The following is a 17285-nucleotide window of genomic DNA, read 5'->3' on the forward strand; positions in this document are numbered from 1 at the left end:
GGGTTCCAGGAAGGCTCACAGGTTCCAGCGAGCGTTTCCAGCCCAGACGGAACGGGTTCCGTCGGCTATACTGCTGCCGGGCCTGTCCCCCGCCCCCGTGCGGAGCGGGCATGCCGCCGCACACCACACACAAGAGGAGATGAATTCATGCAACGCAGCATCCTTCGCCGCGTCGCCCTTGGCGCCCTCCTCTTCCTTGCCGCGGCCCTCCCGGCCTCTGCGGCCACCTACACCGTCCAGCCGGGCGACTCGCTCTGGCTCATCGCGCAGAGGACGGGCTCCAGCGTGGGCCAGCTCCAGCAGATGAACGGGGTGTGGTCCGGGGTCATCTACCCCGGACAGCGCCTGACGGTGCCCCGGCCTGCCGGGCCGAGCCCGGCGGATCAGGAGCTCCTGGCCCGTCTGGTGGCGGCCGAAGCCCAGGGCGAGCCCTACGCCGGCATGGTGGGCGTGGCTTCGGTGGTGCTCAACCGGGTCAAGGACGCCCGCTTCCCAGGCACCATCCCCGGGACCATCTACCAGAGGGGCGCCTTCGAGTCGGTCTCCAACGGGCTCATCTGGCGTCGCCAGCCCACCACCACGGCCTACAAGGCAGCTCAGGACGCGGTGGCCGGCTGGGATCCCACCTGGGGCGCCCTCTTCTTCTGGAACCCCTCGGTTCCCGTCAACCCCTGGATGTGGACCCGGCCGGTGACCACCCAGATCGGGAACCACCTCTTCGCCCGCTGATCCCGTGCTGGGGCGGGGCCTGAGGCCCCGCCCCGGCGGTCTCATTCAGGCCAGGCCCGCCCGCCCGGCCGCCCCGCCCCGCCCCGTGCGTACGCCTCCAGCCGGCGCAGGCCCTCGTCGATCTGCTCCAGGGAGGTGGCGTAGCTCAGGCGGACGTACTGCTGATCCTCGTCGCCGGCGGGGGTCCCGAAGGCGCTGCGGCTCAAGACCGCGACGCCGGCCTCGGTGAGGAGCGCCTCCTGGAGCTCGCGCGCCGAGGCGAGCCCTCGCGCCTGCACCAGCCCCGTCACGTTGGGGAAGACGTAGAAGGCGCCCTGGGGCCTCAGGCAGCGGATGCCGGGGATGGCGTTCAACCCCTCCACGATCCGGTCCCGCCGCGCCCGGAACGCCTCCACCATCCGCCGGGCGGGCTCCTGGTCCCCGGTCAGGGCCGCGAGGGCCGCGTGCTGGGTGAAGGTGGCCGTGCACGACTCGGCGTTCGTCACCAAGCGGGCGACGTCCCCGGCCAGGGTCCTGGGCATCACGCCGTACCCGATGCGCCAGCCGGTCATCGCGTAGGTCTTGGAGAAGCCGTCCACCACGATGGTCCGCTCCTTCGCCCCCGGCAGGGCGTGGGGCGAGCGGTGCTCCCCCTCGTAGAGGATGCGGCTGTAGATCTCGTCGCTCAGGATCCAGAAGTCGTGGCGCCGGGCCAGGCGCACCAGCTCCGCCAGGGCTTCGGGCGAGGCCACGCTGCCCGTGGGGTTGTGGGGCGAGTTCACGATCACCATGGCCGTGCGGGGCCCCACGCGGGTGGCCAGGTCTTCGGCGGTGAAGGAGAAGGCCGCCTCCTCCCGCAGGGGCAGCGGCACCGGCGTGGCCCCTGCGAGCCGGATGACCGACTCGTAGATGGGGAAGCCCGGGTTGGGGTAGACCACCTCGTCGCCCGGCCCGGCGATGGCCATGAGGCTGTGGAAGAGGATGGGCTTCGCCCCGGGGGCGATCACCACCTCCTCCGGATCGGTGGGAACCCCACGGGTACGGGCGATCTCGGCCGCCACCGCCTCGCGCAGGGGCCGGATCCCCGCCGACGGGCTGTAGTGGGTCTCGTTCCGGCGGATCGCCTCGATCCCCGCCTCCTTGACCGCCTCGGGGGTGGGGAAGTCCGGCTCGCCGATGCAGAAGCTCACGATCCGGCGTCCCCGGCGCTCCTCCTCGGCCACCCGAGCCAGGACCTCGAAGGCCGTCTCCGTACCGACCACCGCCATACGCGCTGCTCGCCTCACGCACGACCCGCCTCCCAGAACACGATCGATGCACGCAATCGATGCCCCTGGTAGCTACGACGCGCGCCGGCCTCGCGCCTTCCGGCCATGGTCTCTCGCGACTCCTTCCGGATCCGCGCGCAGCTTCACGCACGGACCCGGCTCAAAGGCGGCCATCATGCTCGCTTGTGTCCGAATTGACGCGCAGCAGGAGAGGCTGCTATAATGAGGGACACACTACGGGCGGTGCCCGGCGATCCCACGAGACCCAAGGGAGCGAGCGATCGTCATGAGGAAGAAGGTCTCCTCGTTGCCCACCCAGAGGACGGCGCCCCGCCGGCTTCGGCGGGTCCCCGTCAAGCTCGGTGCCCGGACCTTGCTCTTCTATCGCCCCGTTTTCCGCCTGGGGCCTTTCCGGCTCATGCGGGGCGCCGACGGCAGCCTCTTCTGGCGCTGGAAACAGGGTCGCCACCACCGCCTCACCCCCGCCTCCGCCCCCTCCCCTGAATCGCCCCCGTACCGCGAGCAGCCGGCCAACGGCTCCGAGTAGGCTGGGCGAACGCCGCGCCCTTCCCGACCGTACCCGCCGAAGACGACCATCCCCGGACGCTCGGCCCTGCGCGCCGGCATCGGGGTTCAGCCGGCGTCTCCCGGGGGGTCCTCCAGGGAGAGAGCGGGAGCCGCGTTCAGGTCCAGGCCTGCCCGCTCGCCCCGTTGCCACCGGACCCAGCCTGCTGCGGCGATCATGGCCGCGTTGTCGGTGCAGAAGGCGGGCCGCGGCACGTAAAGCACGCGCCCCTCGGCCGCGGCCGCCTCCGCCAGGAGCTCCCGCAGCCGGCTGTTGGCGGCCACACCCCCTGCCAGGGCGATGCGCCCCGCCCCCACGGCCCGGGCCGCGGCCAGGGCCTTCTCGGCCAGCACCCCCACCACCGCCTCCTGGAAGCTGGCCGCCAGGTCCGCCACGGGAAGCGGGCCCCGAGCCTGGAGGCGGCGGATCTCGTTCAACGCCGCGGTCTTGAGGCCGCTGAAGCTGAAGTCGAAGCCCTCGCCCCGCAAGGCTCGGGGGAAGGGGAAGGCCGAAGGGTCGCCCTCCCGGGCCAGGCGGTCCATCTCGGCCCCCGCCGGGTAGGGCAGGCCCAGGACACGCCCAATCTTGTCAATGGCCTCGCCCGCCGCGTCGTCGCGCGTGCGCCCCAGGCGCCGGTACGCGCCCCAGGCGGGCACCTCCAGCAGCTCGGTGTGGCCTCCCGAGGCGATCAGGCAGAGGAAGGGCGGCTCGAGCTCCGGGTGCTCGAGGCGGTTGGCGTAGAGGTGCCCCTCGATGTGGTTCACCGCCACCAGAGGCAGGCCCGAGGCGTAGGCCAGGGCCTTGGCGCCGGCGATCCCCACCAGCAGCGCCCCCACCAGGCCCGGCCCCTGGGTGACCGCCACCGCGTCCAGGTCCTTCAGCTCCAGGCCGGCGTCGTCAAGCGCCTGGCGCACCACGGGCAGGAGCGCTTCCACGTGCCGCCTGGAGGCGATCTCGGGTACCACGCCGCCGAAGCGCCGGTGCACCTCCACCTGGGAGGCCACCACGTTGCTCAGAAGCCGCGTGCCGCCTGCGACCACCGCAGCGGCCGTCTCGTCGCAGCTGGTCTCGATGCCGAGGACGAGCCCCCCCGGGGCGCCAGGGGGCCGTCCCTCACGCGCCGGCGGGGCCGCCCCCCGCTCGCGGGCCGCAGGTGTCACGGGTCCGGTTCCTTCCACCGTCAGAGATCCTTCCACATGATGAAGGCGTCCTCGTTGTTGTCCCGGTAGTACCCGCGGCGGACGCCGGCGCTCTTGTAGCCCAGGGAGCGGTAGAGGGTCTGGGCCACCAGGTTGGTGCGGCGGACCTCGAGGGTCATGCGCTTGCCGCCCTTCTCCCGCACCAGGTCCTCCACCGCCTCCATCAGCGTGCGGCCGATGCCGTACCCGCGAAAGTCGGGGTGGACCGCCACGTTGGTGACGTGCCCCTCGTCCAGCACCAGCCACACCCCCGCATAGCCCACCGGGCGGGCCCGCCGCGGCCGGGGCTGCCCCACGGGGAAGGCCCGGGCCACCAGGTAGTAGGCCCGGTCGTTCTCCAGGAGCTCGGACAGGAACGCGTACCGCGACCAGGGCGTCGGGAACGAGAGCCGCTCGATCTTGAGGATGTCCCCCAGATCGCGCAGGCGCATGGGTTCCACGGCGACGTCGAACTGCTCCCTTGCTTCAGTGGCCATCTTCGGCCCGGCGGGCCGGCTTCGTGCCTGGTCCGCCGCTCCGGGTCGCCCCGGGGGCGGCACCTCCCGGCCGCCGGTCCCTCCCTCCGGCATCCTCCCGATCACCCGACGACGCCGCTCTTCCCCCCGTCGTGCGCTTCCAGACCCGCCGCCCTGCGCTCGGCCTCGGTCTCCCGCAGGTAGACGGGTTCCACCTCCATCGGCTTCGCCGCCTGCCCGGCCGCCAGGCGGACCGCCCCCAGCAAGGCCACCGCCCCCGGCCGCAGGTGCCCCAGGGTCCAGTACTCCGGCACCACACGGGCCTGGAAGGCCGCACCCGCCCCGGTCTCCAGCCACCGGTGGAAACCCTCCGCCCCTTCGCCCACGAGGCAGAAGCGGCCCTCGGCTCCAGGCCCGGCCAGCGGCCGCAACAGCTCTTCGGGCGTCCACCGGCCCGGCGGCACCGGCTGCTCCCAGCCGGCCGGGTCGCCCTGCCGTCCAGCCCGGTAGAGGGCGCCGAAGTAGGCGCCCCGCCGGGCCGGCAGCACCGGAACGACCCAGTCGGCCACAGCGCCGGCCTGCCAGGCCAGGGCGTCCAGGGTGAGCACGGGCACCAGGGGCAGGCCCCACCCGAAGGCGAGCGCCTTGGCCGTCATGACACCGATGCGGATCCCCGTGTAGGAGCCGGGCCCGGCGGTCACGGCCACCGCCGCGACCTCTCCCCGGTCCACGCCCGCCGCCTCCATGGCCCGCTCCAGCGCCGGCATCAGGCGCTCGGAGTGGGTCGCCTCCACGCCCGCCAGGTGCTCGGCCCGCAGGGCCGGGGCCGCCCCGGGCCGGAGCTCCGCCACCGCCGTGCCGCCCAAGCGCCCCGAGCTTTCCAGCCCCAGCACGAACCGGCGCGCAGGCGGCTGGACGTCCCAGCTCACCCCCACGGGCGTGGGGACCCTGAAGGGGCCGGATCGTCGCCGGAGCAAACATGCGATTCCTTCGTCATCCCTCATCCGCCTCCTTCCCCGCCCGTCCGGCCCAGACCTGCGCGAGCTCCTCCAGCAGCGCTTCCATACGATCACCGGCCGCCTGGAGGCGGAAGCGCCGGCGGTCCTCGCCGCCGGCCTCGATCCAGACCCAGAGAGCTCCCTCAGGCCGCAGGGAGCCGGGCAGGCGCGACGCCCACTCGACCGCCGCCACGCCATCGCCCTCCAGGAGCTCCTCCAGGCCCAGCGCCTCGATCTCCGCCGCGTCCTCCAACCGGTAGAGGTCCACGTGGTAGAGGGGGATCCGGCCCCGGTGCACCTGCACCAGGGTGAAGCTGGGGCTCGTCACCCGGTCGGGGTCGATGCCCAGGCCCGCCGCCAGGCCCTTGGTGAGGAGGGTCTTCCCCGCGCCCAGCTCGCCCTCCAGGAGGAGGACGTCACCCGGGAGGACCCGCTTGCCGAGCCACCGCCCCAGCTCCAGGCTCTCCGCCGGGCTCCCGCTGGTCCAGGTCAGGTCTATGACCAGGAACCTCCTTCCTCCCAAGGGCATTCTTCCCCGCAGCCGCCAGGTGAAACGCCCCACGTGGGCGGGCGTGCTCGCAGGCGCACCGCCCTAGCGCGCCACCGCCAGCCGCCGGGACGTGCGGGCGGCCTCCACCAGGGCCCGGAAGAGCCCCCGCTGGGCGGGCCAGCGCTTCACCATGTGCTCGGGGTGCCACTGGACACCCAGGCAGAAGGCCGCCGATCCATCGGCCTCGATGGCCTCCACCAGGCCGTCCGCCGCCTCCGCGACCGCCCGGAAGCCGGGGGCCACCCGCCGGACCGCCTGGTGGTGGAAGCTGTTCACCCGCAGGCTGCCCCCGCCCTCCAGGCCCAGGACCCGGGCCAGGACCGACCCCGGCCGGACCGTGATCGCGTGGCTGGCGTGCCAGCGGGGCGCCTGCTGGCGGTGCTGCAGCGCGCCGGGGTGCTGGGCGAGGTCTTGGTAGACGTCGCCGCCGGCGGCCACGTTCAGCACCTGGATCCCCCGGCAGATGGCCAGAATGGGACGTCCCTCCTGCAGGGCGGCCCGGGCCAGAGCGACCTCGAGGCCGTCGCGGTCAGGGTCCACCCATCCCAGACGGGGGTCGGGCTCTTCCCCGAAGAGGGCCGGGTCGACGTCGTCGCCGCCCGACAGGAGGAGCCCGTCCACCCTGGCGAGCAGGGCACCCGCCCGCCTGGCCGTCTCCTCGGGAGGATCGCCCGCCGTCACGGGCGCCAGGGCGACGGGCAGGCCGCCGGCGTCCACCACCGCCTCCAGGTAGGGCACGTTCAGGAAGACCCTTGCCTGATCCTCCGTCCGACCGCACGTGATCCCGATGACGGGTTGCTCCACCGCCTGAGTCCCTCCTCGCCTACCGTGGGGCCGGGGCGCTCCGCCCGGCGCCCCGGGGAGGCCCGCCTCTCCCCCCGCCTCCGGGGGAGAACACCCCACGCGCTGCTTCGCCCTCGTACAGATCTTCCCTGCTTCGCCAGGAACCCCCGGCAGGAGGCCCTTTCGTTCCAGGAGAAGGCGTCTGTACCTTCGATCCGAAGGCGCCTGGCGGTATCGCGCCGGGGGCCCGCCGGGCGCGAGCGCCCGGCGCGGTGCACCCGATCGTCGCACCAAGGACCGAGTCGACGATCCATCCATCCTCGCAGCAAAGGGGTGTGCCCTTCCATGCGTCGTGTACTCTACGCCATCGTCGCCCTCGCTCTCGCCATCGCCCTGCGGGCCCCCGCGGCCCTCGCTTTCAGCCCCGAGCTCTCCCTGGAGGGCTGGTGGTCCCGCATCGCCCGGGAAGACCGGGCGGGCGACCAGATCTCCCGCAGCAGCCGCTCCCTGCCTCAGGCCGCCCTCCAGTTGGACCTGGACCTCACGTCGCGCTTCGGGCTCGAAGGTGAGCTCGTGGCGCCTCCCGAGCGCCTGGCCGGCATCGTCGACCGGGTCACGGGTGACGCCGACTCGTGGCCGCCGCTCGGGTACCGGGTGGACGCCACGTACCGGCTTCCCATCATCGGCGTGGGTGTGGGCCCCACCTACGTCCACTCGGTGCTGGCGCCCAAGGCCGACGAGCCCGTGGTGGAGGTGGGTGGGCTGGGCGGTGTGGCCACCGGCAGCGCCTCCCTCTCGGACCGGCTGCGGCTGACGGGCTCGGTCCGCCACCTCCCCGATGCGGTGGTGCGCGAGGCCGGCGAGGCCCAAAAGGCTACCTACACCGGCTACCGGGTGGGGGCGGGCCTCACCGTCTGGCACGGGCTCGAGGCCCAGGTCACCTACCGCCAGGAACGGGTGGCCGTTCCCAACCCTATGCCAGGGGTCCAGGAGCGGACCTACCAGCAGGGCGGGTACACCCTGGGCGTGGGCTACCGGTTCTGAGGGCCCGAGTGATCAGGGCCCGTGCCGGGAGGGACCGGGGACGCAAGCTTCAGGCCCAGGCTGATCCCCAGGGCTCGGTCCACCTCCTGCAGGGTGGCGGCGTCCACCGCCCCCACCCTGCCCTTGAGCCGGCCCCGGGCAAGGGTGCGGATCTGCTCGAGGAGGATCACCGAGTCCTTCTCCAGGCCCAGGCCGCTGGCCGGAAGGACGACGTGGGTGGGAAGCCGCGCCTTGCCGAGCCGGGACGTGACCGGCGCGACGATGACCGTGGCGCTGCGCCGGTTGCCCGCGTCGTTCTGGACGACGAGCACCGGACGCACGCCGCCCTGCTCGGATCCGAGCACGGGGTTCAGGTTGGCGAAGTAGACCTCGCCGCGGCGGACGCGGCGACCGGGCTCAGCAGGTGGCATGACGGGCGTCCCCCGGGGGAAGTGTTGCCCTACCCGGGGTCATTCACGACGCCCACGAGACGATCCTCGGTACGAGGAGGCGCATGGCGATGAGACGACTCCTGACAGCCGCCCTGGCCGCGGCGACGCTCCTGGCCGGATCCCTCGCCCCTCCCGCGGCGGCGGTGGGGCTGTCGGCGGAAGTGAACCAGAGCAGCACCCGGCTCAGCGACGCCACCCGTTCCCACACCGATGGCCTGGCGGTGGTCTTCGACGTCCCCGTGGAGGCGCAGGAGGTGGAGGCCGCCCTGAGCCTCTGGCCGGGCACCGAGTTCCGGCTGATGCACGTGGCGGGCCGGATCCCCGAGGGCCGCGATCCCACTCAGCCCCGCAGCAGCCTCTGGAGGGGCGAGGCATGGCTTGGCCTGCCCCCCTGGCCACTGGCCGTGGGCGTGATGCACCAATCGGTCACCTGGCGGTGGGCCACCGACGGGGCAGAAGAGCAGATCCCCTTCGAGGCGGCCGGCTGGGGCGTGGGGGCGGAGACCCGCATGGCCGTGACGCCCCGCCTGGTGGTGGGGGCCGAGCTGCGCGCCACCCCCTGGGCCCGGTGGACGAACGACGCCATGGAGGCGCTGCCCCCGCACCGGCTCTTCTTCCTGGGGTACGACGTGGGCGCCCGCTACTTCCTCACCCCGAACGTCGCCACCCGGGTCGGGTACCGCTGGGACGCCCTCCGGGCTGTCTTCGACGACGGGCGGATGGTGCGGGACGTGGCCCAGTCGGGCCTCTACTGGGGCCTGGCCGTGGGCTTCTGAGGCGACGCGGGCGAGTCAGGCCCCGAGGCGCCGCCACTGGGGTGGCCTCGACGGGGTCGGACCCGCCCGCGGGCCCCGCTCACCGCACCTCCACCCAGCCGTAGGCGACCAGGGGCTGCGGCGAGGCGGTGACCCGTCCCTCCAGGCGGTAGCGGCCAGGGGGGAGCGGACGCCCGTCGCTTCCGGTGCCGTCCCAGGCGGCGGCGAAGAGGTAGAGCCGCTCGCCCTCGTAGGTCTCCTGGCCGATGACCTGGGCGAACATGCGGCCCGCGGACCAGCGCCAGGCTGGCTCGCGGTCGGTCTTGGCGTCGGGAGCGTAGACGGCGAAGTCGAAGCGCTGCGCGGTGCTGAAGCGCAGCGTCGTCTCCTGCCGGGGCATCAACCCCACGGAGAGCGAGTACCAGGCCCGCTCGCCCTCCCGGATCGGCGTCGAGCTCACGCTCAGGGCCACCTCGGGCTCGGCCACCACCTTCGCCTCCTCTCCTGCACCGCCCCTCAGGAGGGCGGCCAGCATGCCGCCCCCCACCACGGCCACCAGCAGCACCACGATCCACCAAGGCCTGCGCACGGAGATCGCCTCCCCTCTCCTGGAACCGAGAGCGGGCCTGGGAGCGTCCTTACCCGTAGGCCCGTCCGGCCCGATCCGACCTCAGCCTGCGGCGTCACCGGCGGACTCCGATGCCCCTTTTCCACCAAAGGCCGGTCTCTTCCTGGCACCGGCGCGGGGAAGGAGGACATCTATGCTTGCCGTCGTATGAGTCTTTCTGTACTCCCTCGAAGGTCCCCTCGGGGTGGCTCGTGGTCTCCGGCCCGGCTCCTGGCCGTCTCGGTCCAGGAGGTGGATTCCGATGCCGTTCTCGTGTTGCGCCCGCTCGCCGCGCCCTGCGGCGGTGCTGCTGTTCGCCGCCACCCTGCTGGCGAACCCGGCCTCAGCCCAGGCCCGCTGGGCGCGCACGGTGGTGATCAGCGAGGTCTACGGCGGCGGCGGGAACCGCGGCGCCACCTACACCCACGACTTCATCGAGCTCTACAACCCCACGGCCGAGCCCGTCTCGCTGGAGGGGTGGTCGGTGCAGTACGCCGCGGCCAGCGGGGCCTTCTCGGCCACGAAGCTCACGTCGCTTGAAGGGAGCATCCCGGCCTTCGGCTCCTTCCTGATCGAGGGCGCCGCCGGATCGGCCGGAGACGGGGCGCCCCTGCCCTCGGCGGACGTGGAAGGCTCCCTCAGCCTGGCCGCCGACAGCGGCCAGGTGGCCCTGGCCCGGAGTGCCGAGCCCGTGACCGGCCTGGATGATCCGAACCTCGTGGACTTGGTGGGGTACGGCGCGGCCAGCGTGTTCGAAGGGGAGGAGCCGGCCCCGAGGGGGTCCAACGCCCGCAGCCTCCAGCGCCGGGCCGACGGGGGCGCCGAGCCGGGTTCAGGCACCGGGAGCGGCTGGGATACCGATCAGAACGGGCAGGACTTCGTGGCAGCCTCGCCCACCCCCCGAACCAGGCGCGACCCCCCCGAACCGCCCGCGCCCCCCGTGGCCGTGATCGGAGCCCCCCACGTGGTCCCACCGGGCACCCAGGTGGATCTGGACGGATCCGGATCGTGGGACCCCGGCGGCGATCCGCTGGCCTACCGGTGGCGCCTGGTGGAGGTTCCAGCGGGAAGCGTCGCCATACTCGAAGACCCCACTGCACCCCGAGCCGCCTTCGTGGCCGACCGGGCCGGAACCTACCTGGTGGAGCTCACGGTGAGCGACGGCCTGCGCGAGAGTGCCCCGGCCCGGGCGGAGGCGGTGGCGTCCGAGGTCCCCATCGCCGAGGCAGGTGAGGACCAGCTCGTGCCCGCAGGCGCCACCGTGCGCCTGGACGGCTCCAAGTCCCGTGATCCTTCCGGCGCCCGCCTGAGCTACCGGTGGTCCCTGGTGGACCTCCCTCAGGGGAGCGGCGCCACCCTCGCGGAGCCCGAGAGGGTCGACCCGGCCTTCACCGCCGACCTGCCCGGCGACTACCGGGTGCGGCTGGTGGTGACCAACCGCGCCGGCCTCACGGCCACCGACGAGCTTCAGGTCCACGCTGCCCCCTTGCCCGAGGCATCCTTCTCCTTCGAGCCCGCAGAGGCGATCACGCCCGAGACCGAGGTCCGCTTCTCGGACGGTTCCCGCAGCGCCGAACGCCCGCTGGTGGCCTGGCACTGGCGCTTCGGCGACGGGGCTGAGAGCCGTGCGCAGAACCCCGTGCACCGGTACGCGGCCGCCGGCCGCTACGTGGTGGAGCTGCAGGCGACCGACGACCTGGGCGGGGAGAGCCCGCCGACCCAACTCGCCCTCCAGGTGCGGCCGGCTGGCAGCGGCTCCCTGGTCACCCACGGGCCGAACCCGGCCCGGGAGCAGGTCGCCTTCTTCTACCGGGGCGAGGAAGCCGCCACCCTGCTCGTCTACGACGTCTCGGGGCGGCTCGTCCACCAGGCCCAGCTGGATCCCGGCCCCTCCGAGCACGGGTGGGACCTGACCACCGGCGGCGGGCGTCCCGTGGCCCCGGGTCTCTACCTGTACGTCGTGGTACGGGTAGGGGGCGGGCGGTCTCCGGTGGAGCGGCTGGTGGTGGAGCGGTGAGGGGGCGTGCGGCGTTGCTGCGAGCGGACGGCTGCTCTGGGGACGACGACCCACACCTACGCCGACCCCGGCGGCTATGTGGCCACTCTGACCCTCTCCGGCGGCATGACGATCACCCTCAGCCCGCCCTCGGACGATGCCGACGCCCTCGAACCAGCCCCCGAGGCGTACCCGCTCTTCACCAAAGCGGCCTCTACCTCTATGTGGTGGTGCTGGAGGACGGCACCCGCTCCCTGGTGCAGAGGCTGGTGATCGAGCGATGAAGGGAGGAGCACGCAGGATGAAGACCGTGATGCGGCTTCCGTCCCTCCTCGCGCTCTGCTTGGGTCTGGGCCTGCTGGCCCAGGCCCCGGCGGGGGCCCAGGAGGACGACGCCGGGACCGCCGCCCACCTCCAGATCGGCATGGGCGCCCGCGCCCTGGCCATGGGCGGGGCCTTCGTGGCCGTGGCCGACGACGCCACCGCCCTCCACTACAACCCCGCGGGCCTCGCTACCCTTCAAGGGCTCGAGCTCACCTCCTTCTACTCAAGCGAGTACGGGGCCTCGAGCTACGGGGCCCTGGGGGTGGCCGGTCCGGGGCTGGGGGCGGGCGTGCAGTGGCTGGGCTCGCCGGGGATCGAGGCCCGCGACCCCTACGCCAACCCCACGGGCTCCTTCGACCTCACCCTGGCCGCCGCCCGGCTCGCCTACGCCCGGCGGCTGGGGCCGGTGGCCGCGGGCCTGGAGCTGACCTACGTGAGCGAGAGTCTCGCCTCGGTGACGGGCAACGGCCTCACCGGCGACGTGGGGGTGCTCGCCCCATTGGGCCAGGTGCGTCTGGGGCTGGCCGCCCGAAACCTCTGGGGCACACTCGGGTACACCTCGGGCACCTCGGACCCCTTCGACCCCGTCTACGTGGTGGGGACGGCCTGGCAGCCGGGCCGCCTCACCCTGGCCCTGGACTACGAGCTGGAGGGCCCCGTCCGCCTGGGGGCGGAGTTCCGGGTGCTCCCGGCCTTCGCCCTGAGGGCCGGGGCGTCGAGCCTGGAGGAGGAGGTCACCCTGAGCGGTGGCTTCGGCCTCGCCCTGGGCAGGCTCCGCCTGGACTACGCGTACCTGCAGCCCAAGGTGCTCCCAGGGACCCACCGGCTCTCGCTGGGGTACCGGTTCTGAGGCGCGGAGGCATCAAGGAGCATCCAGATTGAGACGGGTTTGAGACGCTTTCTCAGCTCGCGTGTCGTATCATCATCTTCGATGGTGCGCGACTCATGCCGTGCAAGCCGGGTGATCCACGCTATGGTCCTGCAGTTTGCTCCCACGTCCGGCCTCCCCGCGAGCCGGTCCACACGGGTCCTGGTGGTGGAACGCGATCCCCTCGCGCGCCAGGCTTACCACGCGCTGCTGGAAGGGCTGGCCCCCGAGGTGGAGCGGGCGGGCGACGCGGCGGATCCCGAGGAGGCCGTGGAGCTGATCCTCGCCCGTCAACCCGACGTGGTGGTCTCGGATCTCCGCCTGGGAACTACGAGCGGCCTCGCCCTCATCCAGGCCCTGGTCCAGCGCGGGTTCACCGGAGGCATCCTGGTGGTGAGCGTGATGCCCGAGGATCCGTACGCGCTGAGGGCCCTGGAGGCGGGCGCTTCGGGGTACCTGCACAAGGAGCGCGTCGGGCACCACCTGCGGGAGGCGATCACCGCCGTGGCCCAGGGGAGGACCTACCTCCACCCGGAGACGGCCCCGCACCTGCTCCGCCGGCTCCTTGAACCGCGGGGGCCCAAGCCCCGTCGCCCGTCCCTGACGCCCCGGGAGCGGGAGACCCTCGAGCTCGTGGCGCACGGGCTCAGCAACAAGGAGATCGCCGCCAGGCTCCGGTGCACGACCCGAACCGTCAAGGCCCACGTCTCGCGCATCCTCCAGAAACTGGGCGTCGAAGACCGCACCCAGGCCGCCATCCTGGCCGTCCGCTTCGGCCTGGTGACGACGGAGCCCTGGTAGCGAGGTCCGGCCTTGCGGTCAATCCTTCCCTGGTTGCCGGCCCAGGTAGAGAAGCACCGCCTGGACGCGGGGCTGCAACTCCCCCGATCGACCGATACCGAGCTCCTGGTACAGAAGATTGACCTGGTTCTCCACAGATTTCCGTGAGATTCCCAAGTACTCGGCGATGGCCCCGTTGGAGTACCCTCGGGCCATCCGGTCCAGGATCTCCCGCCGCCGTGGGGTGAGACGGGGTAGCTCGCGGCTCGCCCTCCGGGGTCTGTGGAGCCCGAGGCTAGCGCCGAGCGCCGGGTCGAGGACCAGGAGCCCCGCAGCCGCTCCCTCCACCGCCCGGCGCAAGATCTCCCCATCGATCGCGGGCGACTTCACCAGGCAGGACCACCCGGCCCGCTTCTCGAGGAGGAGCTCGGCCAGGCAGACCGGGTCCCGCTGGGTCGCGAGGAGCACCATGCCCATCTCGGGCCGAGCCCGCTGAAGCCTGAGCCCCAGCTCCACGCCGGTCACCGATCCGGCCAGGCCGGCGTCCACAACGGCCACGTCCGGACGCGTGCGGTGCGCCAGGCGCAGCGCCGCCTGCGCGCGGGCCGCAGCGGCCACCACGTCGATGCGGTCGTAGCGCGCGAGACAGGTCTGGAGCGCGTCGCGGTATCGATCGTCGCTCTCCACGATCAGCACTCGGACAGGCGACGTGGGAGCTCCAGCATCTGGACATCCTGGCTGTGACATGGCCTCGGCTCCGAAACCGTTTGTGATGCGATGGTCGCGCCGCAAGGTCAAGGGGGAGTCAAGGAGGCGTCAGAGCGGTGGCTCCGGCTCGAGAGCGCACCCGGTGACCTGCTGCAGCCGCGTCGCATTATGGCAACTCCCTCATCATTCAGGGGGTCCACACCCTGTTCCCTTCCATCGCGCTCCAGTACAATGACCCTTGCACGAGACCCACAGGTATCCGGCGCGGGCGGGAGAGCACGCGGAGCGCGTCAGGACCTCGGACACCATTCCGCGCAACCACGGGGGTGACCGGCATGGCTCGCGGTCTTTCAGACGCGTCACCGCTTTCACACACGGAGCGCCAGCCCGCTCGTGCGCCGGTTCCACCCACCCGCGTGGTGGTGGTGGACGACGATCCGCTCGCCCGGCACGTGTACCGCTCGCTCCTGGACGGGATGGCCCCGGCGATGGAGCACGCAGGGGCCGCGGCCAGCGCCCGGGAGGCCATGGAGCTCGTCCTGACCCGCCTGCCCGACGTCGTGCTCGTGGATCTTCTCCTGGGGGACGAGAGCGGCCTTGACCTCGTCCGGGCGCTGATCCAGCAGGGGTTCGCCGGGAGCATCCTCGCGGTGAGCGTCCTGCCTGAGGATCCCTACGCGTCGCGGGCCCTCGAGGCCGGCGCCTCGGGATACCTGCGCAAGGAGGACGTCGGGCGCCGCCTGCCGGAGGCCATTGCGACCGTGGTCCAGGGCAAGACCTACCTGGACCCCCAGACCGCCGCGCACCTGTTGCGCCAGCTCCTACGAGCACGCGGGCCGAGGCCGCAGCGTCCCGCCCTGACGCCTCGGGAGCACGAGACCCTGGAACTCCTGGCGCGCGGGCTCAGCAACAAGGAGATCTCCGCCAGCCTCCGCTGCACGACCCGAACCGCGAAGGCCCACGTCTCCCGAGTCCTCCAGAAGCTCGGCGTCGAGGACCGCACCCAGGCCGCTGTTCTCGCCATCCGCTTTGGCCTGGTGGACCGCGGCGCCTCCTGACACCCCGCGTCCTCACACGGAGCGATCGGACGTTCGTTGTCCTCCCGGACAGTGGTCCGCCGCGCGAGCACCCTCCTCCCCCTGACCGATTGTTGAGCCTTCCGCCCCTTCTCTATACTGCCAGCGGTGGCAATGCTGGGGAGAGGATGGATCTCGCATGCTGGGGACCGGTCGCCGCAACGACTGGACGCGTCCTGGCGCGCTCCTCGCGGGCACGCTCCTTCTCACCCTCCTGCTTTCCGCCCCGGGTGCCACCCAGGCTTCACCCCTGTCCATCTCCTACGACATCCACGCCCTCACCGACAACGCCACCCGCCAGCCCGACGGCAGCTGGCTCGTACCCGTGGGCGAGCGCGTCGAGTGGCAGGTCGTCTGGTCGGTCGCGAACACCTCGTCGCTCCCGGTTGAGAGTCTGGGCCTTCGAAACCACTACAGCAGCGAGATCGAGGTTGATCCCCGTTCGATCAGCGGGTCCATGGGCGACGCGGACGTCTTCCGCACCGGGGGCGCGAACAGCTCCACCACCGTCCTGTGGAGCATCGGAGACCTGCCGGCGGCGAGCTCGGCCACGCTCACCTTCCGCATCGCCACGGGCACCAACCCCCAGGGAAAGCAGCTTTACGGCGACCCGGGCGACTACTGCCTCGACTCCGCGCTCACCATCAAGTGGCGCGGCGGCAGCACGAGCTTCGACTGCGTGGCCGTGCACGCCCAGGAGTTCGCGTGGATGCGCCTCGAGCTCCCGGCCACCCGGAAGGACTGGCGGGTGCGGAAACCAGGTGACTACACCTCCCTGGCCCTGCAGGTGCGCATCTCGAGCAACAGCTCGGTCATCGTCCAGTTTCAGGATTTCGGGGACCTGACCTCGCAGGGTCCGGTGCCTGAGGGTTCGAGTTCCGCCATCGCCACCTGGTACGCGGCGGGCGACACCCTGGGCGAGGCCTCCGCGGCCGGCTGGTGGCCTTCGGGCCAGCTGAACGACCAGGCTTTCACCTTTGCCTCATCCGAGACCCTGCGACAGGGCGTCGACTGGTTCCTCTGGGAACGCCTGGACGTGGGGCCCGAGCATGCGCCTGGCGAGTATCAGTCAGAGGGAGTTGTCCGTTTCGTCCTCGCCAACGCCGCCGTCCTGGTGGTGGGCGGGGAGACCCCTTGACGGTGCGGCGCCCATCCGGGAAAGGGACGAAACCGGGTACGGCATCCACCGTACGACCCTTGGAGGAGGTGGTTCGGGAGGATCGAGGGAAGGCGGCGTGGGCCGCCACAGGCTCGTGACCTGATGCTCGTGCACCCCCGCGGGCCGATGAGGAGGGCGCGGGGGGCAGAGGTCATCGATCAACTACCTTGAGGAGAGGAGCAGGATACGATGTCGCGCAAGCTCGCGTTCTTCCTGACGGGCGTGCTCTTCCTGGCCCTCGCGGCAGGGGCGTCCGCCCAGTACAACCCCAACGGCGAGGCGCTGCCTCCCGGTGCCCAGGAGCAGGAGGTCTTCTGGTTCAACGGAGACACCCAGGCCTGGGAGTCCATCGGCAGCGGCGGCGCCGCCCAACTGGCCCGCAGCTGGAACTCTGGTCCCACGTTCGGCAACTGCAACAAGGCGTACTGGGACATCACCTTCACCAGCCACGCCTCCGTCGCCCAGTGGCTCGACTGGACGCTGCAGACCACCCGCAAGGACTGGCGGATCCGCAAGCCCGGCCAGTACGCGTCCGACTCCATCGACTTCAGCATCGCGAGCAACAACGCGGTGCTGGTGAGCTTCGACGGCTTCGACGACCTCCAGTACCTGAACCCCGATGCGCCCGAGGATACCACCAACTACATCGAGACCTACTACGGTGTCGGCAACAGCTTCGATGCGGCCAACGCCAACGGGTGGGTACGTGCCGCGGATCTGAACGAGGCTACGTACACCTTCCCGAACACCGATGACCTCCACCACGGCATGCAGTTCAAGTTCTGGCAGAAGATCAACGTCGTCGAGTCCAACAGCTCGTCCGAGTACGAGAACGTCGGCACGGTGCGCCTGGCCCTGACCAACCTGAAGTACTGGATCGACGGCCAGACGGGCGGCTACCTGCCCAACCAGACCGGGCTCGGCCAGCCTCCGACGGAGCCTTACGTCCCGCCCACCATCTAGCCGGCGGCAAGCAGAGCCGGGTACCACCGACCGGGGACCATGCGGGGA

At 72.1% G+C, this 17285-nt stretch carries 19 protein-coding genes; 10 read left to right on the forward strand and 9 right to left on the reverse strand.

Annotated elements, in window-relative coordinates:
- Positions 1–147: 147 nt before the first annotated feature.
- Positions 148–729 carry a cell wall hydrolase gene (locus tag LIP_RS13290; protein ID WP_068139334.1) on the forward strand — a complete coding sequence of 194 codons (582 nt, stop codon included), beginning with the start codon at positions 148–150 and terminating at the stop codon, positions 727–729.
- Between the two features lie 41 nt (positions 730–770).
- Here LIP_RS13290 and LIP_RS13295 read toward each other — a convergent pair whose 3' ends face one another.
- Complete coding sequence (locus LIP_RS13295; protein WP_068139337.1) at positions 771–1994, reverse strand: pyridoxal phosphate-dependent aminotransferase; 1224 nt, start codon at positions 1992–1994, stop codon at positions 771–773.
- Between the two features lie 268 nt (positions 1995–2262).
- Between LIP_RS13295 and LIP_RS13300 the strand changes: the two genes are divergently transcribed.
- Positions 2263–2523, forward strand: a complete 261-nt coding sequence (locus LIP_RS13300; RefSeq protein ID WP_144440500.1) for a hypothetical protein — start codon at positions 2263–2265, stop codon at positions 2521–2523.
- Between the two features lie 86 nt (positions 2524–2609).
- On the opposite strand, the gene tsaD is transcribed toward LIP_RS13300, so the two are convergent.
- From tsaD to LIP_RS13325, 5 genes are all read right to left on the reverse strand, one after another.
- Positions 2610–3614, reverse strand: coding sequence for a tRNA (adenosine(37)-N6)-threonylcarbamoyltransferase complex transferase subunit TsaD (gene tsaD / locus LIP_RS13305; protein WP_068142046.1), 1005 nt, complete (start codon positions 3612–3614; stop codon positions 2610–2612).
- A gap of 107 nt (positions 3615–3721) precedes the next feature.
- Positions 3722–4216 carry a ribosomal protein S18-alanine N-acetyltransferase gene (rimI, locus tag LIP_RS13310; protein ID WP_068142048.1) on the reverse strand — a complete coding sequence of 165 codons (495 nt, stop codon included), beginning with the start codon at positions 4214–4216 and terminating at the stop codon, positions 3722–3724.
- A gap of 101 nt (positions 4217–4317) precedes the next feature.
- Positions 4318–5172: a tRNA (adenosine(37)-N6)-threonylcarbamoyltransferase complex dimerization subunit type 1 TsaB gene (gene tsaB, locus LIP_RS13315; protein WP_068139343.1), complete on the reverse strand. Its 855-nt coding sequence runs from the start codon at positions 5170–5172 to the stop codon at positions 4318–4320.
- 16 nt (positions 5173–5188) lie between these two features.
- Positions 5189–5716 carry a tRNA (adenosine(37)-N6)-threonylcarbamoyltransferase complex ATPase subunit type 1 TsaE gene (tsaE, locus tag LIP_RS13320; protein WP_198409551.1) on the reverse strand — a complete coding sequence of 176 codons (528 nt, stop codon included), beginning with the start codon at positions 5714–5716 and terminating at the stop codon, positions 5189–5191.
- A gap of 69 nt (positions 5717–5785) precedes the next feature.
- The gene (locus tag LIP_RS13325) at positions 5786–6547 is read right to left on the reverse strand and encodes a gamma-glutamyl-gamma-aminobutyrate hydrolase family protein (protein WP_068139347.1); all 762 of its coding nucleotides are present in this window, start codon (positions 6545–6547) and stop codon (positions 5786–5788) included.
- A 324-nt stretch (positions 6548–6871) separates the two neighbouring features.
- Between LIP_RS13325 and LIP_RS13330 the strand changes: the two genes are divergently transcribed.
- Complete coding sequence (locus tag LIP_RS13330) at positions 6872–7570, forward strand: hypothetical protein (RefSeq protein ID WP_068139351.1); 699 nt, start codon at positions 6872–6874, stop codon at positions 7568–7570.
- Here LIP_RS13330 and LIP_RS13335 read toward each other — a convergent pair.
- Positions 7558–7980, reverse strand: coding sequence for a type II toxin-antitoxin system PemK/MazF family toxin (locus tag LIP_RS13335; protein WP_068139354.1), 423 nt, complete (start codon positions 7978–7980; stop codon positions 7558–7560). The two genes, LIP_RS13330 and LIP_RS13335, sit on opposite strands and share 13 nt — an antisense overlap.
- An 89-nt stretch (positions 7981–8069) precedes the next feature.
- Between LIP_RS13335 and LIP_RS13340 the strand changes: the two genes are divergently transcribed.
- Positions 8070–8777 (forward strand): hypothetical protein, encoded by a 708-nt coding sequence (locus tag LIP_RS13340; RefSeq protein ID WP_068139355.1) that lies wholly within the window; start codon positions 8070–8072, stop codon positions 8775–8777.
- Between the two features lie 79 nt (positions 8778–8856).
- Here the strand turns inward: LIP_RS13340 and LIP_RS20110 are convergent, their stop codons facing one another.
- Complete coding sequence (locus LIP_RS20110; RefSeq protein WP_068139358.1) at positions 8857–9345, reverse strand: BsuPI-related putative proteinase inhibitor; 489 nt, start codon at positions 9343–9345, stop codon at positions 8857–8859.
- A 280-nt stretch (positions 9346–9625) separates the two neighbouring features.
- Here LIP_RS20110 and LIP_RS13350 point away from each other — a divergent pair, with 280 nt between their 5' ends.
- From LIP_RS13350 to LIP_RS13365, 3 genes are all read left to right on the forward strand, one after another.
- Positions 9626–11380 carry a PKD domain-containing protein gene (locus tag LIP_RS13350; protein ID WP_068139361.1) on the forward strand — a complete coding sequence of 585 codons (1755 nt, stop codon included), beginning with the start codon at positions 9626–9628 and terminating at the stop codon, positions 11378–11380.
- A 280-nt stretch (positions 11381–11660) separates the two neighbouring features.
- On the forward strand, positions 11661–12533 hold the full coding sequence (locus LIP_RS20115; protein ID WP_068139367.1) for a UPF0164 family protein: 873 nt from the start codon (positions 11661–11663) through the stop codon (positions 12531–12533).
- Positions 12534–12656: 123 nt separating this feature from the next.
- Positions 12657–13352, forward strand: a complete 696-nt coding sequence (locus LIP_RS13365) for a LuxR C-terminal-related transcriptional regulator (protein ID WP_068139369.1) — start codon at positions 12657–12659, stop codon at positions 13350–13352.
- Positions 13353–13370: 18 nt separating this feature from the next.
- Here the strand turns inward: LIP_RS13365 and LIP_RS13370 are convergent, their stop codons facing one another.
- Complete coding sequence (locus LIP_RS13370; RefSeq protein WP_158509687.1) at positions 13371–14018, reverse strand: LuxR C-terminal-related transcriptional regulator; 648 nt, start codon at positions 14016–14018, stop codon at positions 13371–13373.
- 356 nt (positions 14019–14374) lie between these two features.
- Here LIP_RS13370 and LIP_RS13375 point away from each other — a divergent pair, with 356 nt between their 5' ends.
- From LIP_RS13375 to LIP_RS13385, 3 genes are all read left to right on the forward strand, one after another.
- Complete coding sequence (locus LIP_RS13375; protein ID WP_082726333.1) at positions 14375–15097, forward strand: response regulator; 723 nt, start codon at positions 14375–14377, stop codon at positions 15095–15097.
- A gap of 157 nt (positions 15098–15254) precedes the next feature.
- Entirely contained in the window at positions 15255–16253 is a 999-nt protein-coding gene (locus LIP_RS13380) for a hypothetical protein (RefSeq protein ID WP_068139378.1), read from the forward strand.
- Positions 16254–16463: 210 nt separating this feature from the next.
- Positions 16464–17237 (forward strand): hypothetical protein, encoded by a 774-nt coding sequence (locus LIP_RS13385; protein ID WP_068139380.1) that lies wholly within the window; start codon positions 16464–16466, stop codon positions 17235–17237.
- The last annotated feature ends 48 nt before the right edge of the window (positions 17238–17285 follow it).

Source organism: Limnochorda pilosa, assembly GCF_001544015.1.
GTDB lineage: Bacteria > Bacillota > Limnochordia > Limnochordales > Limnochordaceae > Limnochorda > Limnochorda pilosa.

What these genes read in the sequence shown, in the direction of transcription:
- LIP_RS13365 (WP_068139369.1), top strand. Translation starts at nt 12,657, where the DNA reads ATGGTCCTGCAGTTTGCTCCCACGTCCGGCCTCCCCGCGAGCCGGTCC.
- LIP_RS13335 (WP_068139354.1), bottom strand. Translation starts at nt 7,980, where the DNA reads ATGCCACCTGCTGAGCCCGGTCGCCGCGTCCGCCGCGGCGAGGTCTAC.
- rimI (WP_068142048.1), bottom strand. Translation starts at nt 4,216, where the DNA reads ATGGCCACTGAAGCAAGGGAGCAGTTCGACGTCGCCGTGGAACCCATG.
- LIP_RS13385 (WP_068139380.1), top strand. Translation starts at nt 16,464, where the DNA reads ATGTCGCGCAAGCTCGCGTTCTTCCTGACGGGCGTGCTCTTCCTGGCC.
- LIP_RS20115 (WP_068139367.1), top strand. Translation starts at nt 11,661, where the DNA reads ATGAAGACCGTGATGCGGCTTCCGTCCCTCCTCGCGCTCTGCTTGGGT.
- LIP_RS13340 (WP_068139355.1), top strand. Translation starts at nt 8,070, where the DNA reads ATGAGACGACTCCTGACAGCCGCCCTGGCCGCGGCGACGCTCCTGGCC.
- LIP_RS13375 (WP_082726333.1), top strand. Translation starts at nt 14,375, where the DNA reads ATGGCTCGCGGTCTTTCAGACGCGTCACCGCTTTCACACACGGAGCGC.
- LIP_RS13350 (WP_068139361.1), top strand. Translation starts at nt 9,626, where the DNA reads ATGCCGTTCTCGTGTTGCGCCCGCTCGCCGCGCCCTGCGGCGGTGCTG.
- LIP_RS13330 (WP_068139351.1), top strand. Translation starts at nt 6,872, where the DNA reads ATGCGTCGTGTACTCTACGCCATCGTCGCCCTCGCTCTCGCCATCGCC.
- LIP_RS13380 (WP_068139378.1), top strand. Translation starts at nt 15,255, where the DNA reads ATGCTGGGGACCGGTCGCCGCAACGACTGGACGCGTCCTGGCGCGCTC.
- LIP_RS13290 (WP_068139334.1), top strand. Translation starts at nt 148, where the DNA reads ATGCAACGCAGCATCCTTCGCCGCGTCGCCCTTGGCGCCCTCCTCTTC.
- LIP_RS13300 (WP_144440500.1), top strand. Translation starts at nt 2,263, where the DNA reads ATGAGGAAGAAGGTCTCCTCGTTGCCCACCCAGAGGACGGCGCCCCGC.